This is a genomic window from Oleiphilus sp. HI0123 (genome assembly GCF_001635315.1).
In genome coordinates this window covers 1-5,098 of sequence record NZ_LWGE01000962.1, presented here as the reverse complement: position 1 = coordinate 5,098, position 5,098 = coordinate 1, and the positions used below count along the sequence as shown (strand labels likewise).

The 5,098-nt window shown below is 46.4% G+C and carries 5 protein-coding genes; 1 reads left to right on the top strand and 4 read right to left on the bottom strand.

Features of this window, described 5'->3' with window-relative positions; translation table 11 throughout:
• The coding region (gene ilvD / locus A3761_RS08350) for a dihydroxy-acid dehydratase (protein WP_068750104.1) at positions 1–1,381 on the bottom strand (1,381 nt) is incomplete at its 3' end.
• Positions 1,382–1,548: 167 nt separating this feature from the next.
• Between ilvD and A3761_RS08345 the strand changes: the two genes are divergently transcribed.
• Positions 1,549–2,136 (top strand): LON peptidase substrate-binding domain-containing protein, encoded by a 588-nt coding sequence (locus A3761_RS08345; RefSeq protein ID WP_082865204.1) that lies wholly within the window; start codon positions 1,549–1,551, stop codon positions 2,134–2,136.
• A gap of 39 nt (positions 2,137–2,175) precedes the next feature.
• Here A3761_RS08345 and A3761_RS08340 read toward each other — a convergent pair whose 3' ends face one another.
• From A3761_RS08340 to A3761_RS08330, 3 genes are all read right to left on the bottom strand, one after another.
• On the bottom strand, positions 2,176–3,624 hold the full coding sequence (locus A3761_RS08340; RefSeq protein ID WP_068516227.1) for a bifunctional DedA family/phosphatase PAP2 family protein: 1,449 nt from the start codon (positions 3,622–3,624) through the stop codon (positions 2,176–2,178).
• A gap of 163 nt (positions 3,625–3,787) precedes the next feature.
• Positions 3,788–4,789 (bottom strand): GGDEF domain-containing protein, encoded by a 1,002-nt coding sequence (locus A3761_RS08335; protein ID WP_068553493.1) that lies wholly within the window; start codon positions 4,787–4,789, stop codon positions 3,788–3,790.
• On the bottom strand, positions 4,789–5,098 hold a 310-nt coding region (locus tag A3761_RS08330), incomplete at its 5' end, for a diguanylate cyclase domain-containing protein (RefSeq protein ID WP_156491746.1). The genes A3761_RS08335 and A3761_RS08330, both read right to left, overlap by 1 nt.

The following is a 5,098-nucleotide window of genomic DNA, read 5'->3' as shown; positions in this document are numbered from 1 at the left end:
TTACTGCGGAATCCTGGCTTTCGAAGATAACGGCTTTGCCTTCAAACACGAGAATAGAGTCATCAACGCCAGCTGTTTTTACCACGCAACCGTCTTCAGCGATATTGCCGTACAAGACTGCGAGTCCACCCTCTAAAGAAAATGCATTTTCTAATGAGCGGATACAACCGTTAGCGCGATCACCGTCCAGTGTCGGCCAGCGAGTCGATTGACTAAAAGCCGTTTGGGTTGGAATGCCAGCAGGGCCAGCTTTAAAGAACTCGGCAATTTCTGGATCATTATTTTGCATAATGTCCCATTTTGCTAGCGCTTCTTTCATTGTCTTACTGTGGACCGTTGGCAGGTCGGTATGCAGAATTCCGGCTCGATCTAGTTCGCCCAGAATAGCCATGATGCCGCCAGCTCTATGAACATCTTCAATATGATATTGAGGAGAGTTCGGTGCAACCTTACATAACTGAGGGACGCGTCTGCTTAGTTCGTTGATGTTCTTTAGGTCGAAATCTAATTCCGCTTCTTGAGCCGCTGCCAAAAGGTGAAGGATGGTATTGGTTGAGCCGCCCATGGCGATATCAAGCATCACAGCGTTTTCGAAGGCTTTATGGCTGGCAATTGAGCGTGGTAGAACTGATTCGTCATCTTGTTCGTAATAGCGGCGTGTAATGTCTACGATGCGGTCTGCAGCATCAAGGAATAGCTTTTCACGGTCTGCATGAGTTGCCAATGTTGTGCCGTTACCTGGTAAAGATAGACCAATAGCTTCAGTCAGACAATTCATTGAGTTAGCCGTGAACATGCCTGAGCAAGAGCCGCATGTTGGGCAGGCGCTGCGCTCATATTCTGCAACTGTTTCATCGTCAGCGCTATCGTCTGCAGCAATGACCATGGCATCGACCAGGTCGAGCTTGTGTTCCGAAAGCTTGGTTTTACCTGCTTCCATTGGGCCACCCGATACGAAGATAACCGGAATGTTCAGACGCAAAGCAGCCATTAACATTCCCGGTGTGATTTTATCGCAGTTGGAAATGCAAACCAGTGCATCGGCACAGTGAGCATTCACCATGTATTCAACCGAGTCGGCAATCAGCTCTCTGGAAGGTAGGCTATATAGCATGCCGTCATGACCCATGGCGATACCGTCATCGACCGCGATGGTATTAAATTCTTTTGCAACGCCGCCTGCTTTTTCTATCTGGCGTGCTACAAGTTGCCCCATGTCTTTAAGGTGGACGTGACCTGGAACGAACTGGGTGAAGGAGTTTGCAACAGCGATAATTGGCTTTTCAAAATCTTCTGTTGTCATCCCGGTGGCACGCCATAATGAGCGTGCTCCCGCCATATTTCTGCCATGAGTAGAGGTTTTTGAGCGATAGGTCGGCATCGTTTGTCTCTTAAATAATCGTTGTTAGAAAGAAAAATCTGAAGCAGGCAGCATAGCAAAAAAAATGCATGCTGGCACCAAATGGCGAATCTTCAATACGAAACTATAAGATTGGAAAAATCAGTCTATGCTTACTTAAAAGCCAACCGTGAATACCTGAATAAACTATGAAACTGCCGCTGTTACCGCTCAATGCTATTGTCTGTCCGCAAGGTCGTATTCCTTTGCAGATTTTTGAGCCGCACTATTTAGATATGATTGCTGATTCGATGAAGCAAGGCGAAGGCTTTGTGGCAGTGTTGATGTGCAGTGAAAATGCACCGACTGAACACGTGCGAGAAGGGCAGTTCTATGAACTTGGCACGCGTGTTCAAATTGTAGATTTTGGCAAGACGCCTAGTACCGGGGTGTTAAATCTGACGGTTGAAGGTCTGGAACAAGTCAAACTATCCTCACTTGAAGAACGTGAAAATGGCGTCTGGTATGCCGAGCTTGAGGCTATTGGTGAAGAGCAGCATATTGACTTGCCCGAGGAGTTTGATGAGCTGCGTGTGGTACTGCAGGCTCTGGTCAAACACCCCTTTGTTCGCGATTTGAATATGGATATTGATTATGAAGATGGGCGCCAAGTAGGCTGGCGCTTGACTGAGTTACTGCCGCTAGGCAATAAACAGAAACAGCATCTTTATGAAATGAGCGACCCGCTTCAGCGTCTGCAAGCAATCTCTCGTCAAATTTCTGATATGGTTACTTAGGCCGTATAAATCTTGAGTCTTGATCAGACGGCTCTGCGTTTAGGGGCGTAACTGGTAAGCCTGCAAGGCTTCTGGAAAGAAATAAAGCTGATAGCCAATTAAGATGCCGAGCCATAGACAAAGTGCTGTCATAACCGCTTTCTTTTCAACAGTGATATCTCGACGGTTCGCGGCGTCATAAGCTTGGTGAGTGCTATATAACACTCTACTAATTCCACAAATCGCTAAACCTAGCGCTATGCCCCCAACAATATCAGACAACCAGTGAACGCTGAGCATAACCCGGCTAAAAGCGATCAGAAACATCGGCACAAAGAATAGCAAGTAGCACTGCCAGCGTTGGGTCTTGGGTAGCTGTTGGGCAATAAATGCTGCAATCAGGCCGTAGAAAACGGTTGAGCCTGAACTATGGCCACTAGGGTAGGCATATGAAACAGGCGGTGAGAGTACTAGTTCAGGTCGGGCAATACTAAATACTGCTTTTAGTGTGTGTGTAATTGCCGCAGTACTTAAGCCGGAAATCACCAGTAAAGTGGAGGCTCGGAACTGCCTTAGATAAAGCATCAAAGCGATGAGTGTTATAAAGGAGGCATATAAAAACTTTTCATCGCCAAGCAGGGTTAGATGGATAAATATCCGAGAGCTGATATCGCTGACAAAGGTACTGATGTTGCGCAGCTCAGCGCCGAGTTGAAGTACGCTGGCATCTAGTTGGCTTAGCAAGCCTGTTCGTAAAACCAGAAAGCTCCAAATAATAAAGAATAAGCTTGATCCTATGAATAAACTCAGTGACGCAAGTGGAAACTCATAGTCCTTTGATGACGTGTTTTGGCTTTTGTTATTGCGCAATAGCGCCGCATAGATGCGAGATCCATGCTGAAGGTTAAGGCTGGCATAGCGAAAGCTGAGAGTGATAATGAGCAGCGCAGCAATTAGAGAGAACAAGGCCGGATAAAAGTTACTTGGCAGAACCAGATGGACGGCACTGCCAGTCAGGTAGCCAGGCAAGATATAAAACGGTGCCCAAATGGTTGCCGAGAGGGCATTGAAGACAGTGAATCTGGTTTGAGACATTCCAAGCATTCCTGCGACAATAGGAATGACTGGACGAATAGGGCCGATAAAGCGGCCGAGCATAACGCTTTTCCCACCGTGCTTATGGAAGAAACGCTCACCAGACTGAAGTGTTTTAGGGTAGCGGGAGAAGGGCCAAATGTTTCGCAAGCTATCTTTAAAATAATGACCAAGAAAAAAGCTGATGCCGTCTCCCAATATGGCACCGAGAAAGCCCGATAATAAAAGCCACTCAATAGGTAGATTAATGTGACCTGCCAAGGCTGACACAAGAAAGAGCAGCAATACGCCGGGTACGATTACTCCTGCAAGCGCCAGAGACTCAATAAATGCAATAAGTAAAACAGCCACGAAAACCCAGTTTGGGTTTAGTTCAAGCCATGCAATAAGGGGTTGGAAATCAGATTCTGTCATTGTGCCGGGTGTAAGTGCGAATAGTATTGAAAGATGTGCCGGGGTAAACAGACTTAGCCTCGTTGGGTCACTTTACACACTAATGACAAGCGAGACAAATTGTCAGAAGTCTTGAGCTTTCGCCAATAGAGGGGAGAAAGCTGTAAACAACGAACTTGTCTGTTTAGTGACTATGCAGGCAGACGCGGTTATGGCCGTTTTTTTGTGCTTCGATCAAACCAATCTGAGCGTTCTCAATTAATTTCTTTGCTTCGCCATCTCGATCGCCTGAGCAGTCATCAGGTATATAGGTTGTGCAGCCCAGGCTAACCGTAATTGCATCAACCACTGGCCAGTTGCATTCCTCTATGGTGCGTCGAATTCTTTCCGCAATAACTAAAACGCCCTCTGAAGGTGTGCAAGGTAAGAGGAGGTAAGAGGTCTGCTTTCCATCAAAGTAGTCGCTATCTCCTGCGCGAATCATTGCTTTAAGTGTCTCTGCAAATCGAGCAAGAAGGTCGTTTGTATTTGGGAGACCGTGCATGTCTTGAATTTGAGGGAAGTAATCGACTTCAAGGGAAACCAGAGAAAGGGGGTTGCCTGTTCGGTCAGCTCGGCACATTTCTTTTTTAAGGGTATCTCTCAAATGGCGGTAGTTATAAGCTTTAGTTAGTGGGTCATGTATCTCAAGTTCTACCAGTGTGCGACTGCGTTTCTGATGAAGCTGAGCATAAGTACTTGTTAGCCCCATAAATAATGCAAAGCTGGTTGCAAACTCTAGTGCTGAGATGATGCTGCTGGCAAATAGCAGTAGCAGTGAGTAACACACACCCATCACCACGTTGAATATGCTTGCTTGGCGATAGGGAAGGCATAGATAACAAAGAAGACCAATCGGAAATATCCAGTGCTTAAGCTCCTCAGGGTGTTCGCCTGCATTGGCGAAAATGCTGAGAACAGATATAACACCTACAGCGAGACAGGCTTGCTTGAGGTATTTGGCTTCGGGGGAGAACTTGGCGTATAGGCTTGTGCTTAAATAAACGATGCTTAGAAGTGTTGCAACGTAAACGAGCTCATAGAGACCGTAGCGATAATTTTGTATACCAAGCACAACCATAGCAATTGCGCCAAGCAGAAATAATGTGGCAGTAAGACGGGTTTGAAGCTGGATTTCAGAGAACATTATTGTGCTCCTTCTGCATTGGCTGGCGTTGCGTCTTGGGGCAGCTCATCGATGTCTCGATAGATGTGTGTTCTATTAATACTGGTAGCTTGTGTTTCTGATAAGGCATGGCTTGCCCGGCCTGTTATGGAGGTACTGTCATCGCCGATATTTAAGCAGGACACGCCAGCACTAACGGTAATACTTTCTCCATGAATCTCAATTTCTTTGCGGACTTTAAGTCGCAGGCTGTCTGCTATCTTGACTGCTTGAATCGAGCTGGTATGAGGTAAGACGATAAGAAACTCATGATGTTCCCAAAGGTAGTAA

Bases quoted from the DNA above. Each gene is read 5' to 3' on its own strand.
- A3761_RS08345 (WP_082865204.1), top strand. From the start codon at position 1,549: ATGAAACTGCCGCTGTTACCGCTCAATGCTATTGTCTGTCCGCAAGGT.
- A3761_RS08340 (WP_068516227.1), bottom strand. From the start codon at position 3,624: ATGACAGAATCTGATTTCCAACCCCTTATTGCATGGCTTGAACTAAAC.
- A3761_RS08335 (WP_068553493.1), bottom strand. From the start codon at position 4,789: ATGTTCTCTGAAATCCAGCTTCAAACCCGTCTTACTGCCACATTATTT.